General features: G+C 65.0%; 1 protein-coding gene. It reads right to left on the bottom strand.

Translation table 11 applies throughout. From position 1 onward, the window contains the following. Positions 1-324: 324 nt before the first annotated feature. Positions 325-576: a hypothetical protein gene (locus tag ACFU5K_RS32045; RefSeq protein ID WP_384068302.1), complete on the bottom strand. Its 252-nt coding sequence runs from the start codon at positions 574-576 to the stop codon at positions 325-327. Between the last annotated feature and the right edge of the window lie 448 nt (positions 577-1,024).

Here is a 1,024-nt window from a genome sequence, read left to right as displayed (position 1 = left end):
ACCACACCCGCGAGCACCAGCGCACCTACCCCGACCAGCGGGACTACCAACTCGGCGCCTGATCAACGACCTTCCCCCAGAAGGATCCGCACCCAACTCGTTCAGTGCTGCCTTCCACTTGTTGTTCCAGCGTTTACGTGCCGCAGGCGCATACATGCTTTCCGACGGTCAACGGCTCGCACGGCAAAGCCCGGACCCCTGGAATGCGCCCACGGGCCCGGGCCTTGTGCTGTTGACCGATGAGTATGCGGCCTCGGATCACCCTGCAGCAACGTGGGGGAAGAGACGCTCTTGCCCCGTCCTCGCGGGTCCCGGTTCAGCCGGTCAGTTTCCGTGCAGGTACTGGGTGTAGTAGTAGCCGCCCTCGCCTTCGAAGTGCGCCTTCTTCTGCTTGCCGTACGTGATCCCGTACGGGCCACCGAGGTTCAGGTACTCCCCGGCCTCGCGAGCGCCCTCGATCTTCTGGTAGCCGGCGCCCTCGGTCACGCCCTCCCAGTCGTTGGCGGCCGCGGGCGCCGCAGCCACGATCCCGGCGGCAGCAACGGTGGCAAGAGTGATCGCAATACGACGAAGCATAGGACTCCCTCTCAGGAAATGCGCAGTGAATGGGGCGAGCCACCAGGCTCTACCGCGCACAGCACAACCGTGCCGACGCCGCACTTATTGGGCGGAGAATCAACCTGATCGGGTGCAGGCAGCTAGATCCATTGGACTGCCGAGCTCTCACCGGGGATCCAACGTGATGCGCACTCAGGTGAGCACATGGAGCGAGAACCGGAAGTGGCTCGCCCGCGAGCACACAGACACGGCAGCTGTAGTTCTTGATCGGTAGTAGCATCGCTGCTGGTCAGGGGGCTGTGGCGGCGGTGACATTGTGCCATCTGCGGTGGGCTTCGGCTGCTTGGTGCTGGTGGTGGCGTCTCCAGGCGGACCAGTGGATCAGGTGGTCTCGATCGCGTCGGGGGCGGGGCAGCGCGGTGATCCGTAGCAGGCGGAGGAGTTCGCGTCCGCTGGCCGGGACGAG

This window comes from Streptomyces sp. NPDC057428, from assembly GCF_042803195.1.
Classification (GTDB): domain Bacteria; phylum Actinomycetota; class Actinomycetes; order Streptomycetales; family Streptomycetaceae; genus Streptomyces.
The sequence above is the reverse complement of the archived record's forward strand: the minus strand, read 5'-3'. Positions and strand labels throughout refer to the sequence as shown.

What these genes read in the sequence shown, in the direction of transcription:
- ACFU5K_RS32045 (WP_384068302.1), bottom strand. Translation starts at nt 576, where the DNA reads ATGCTTCGTCGTATTGCGATCACTCTTGCCACCGTTGCTGCCGCCGGG.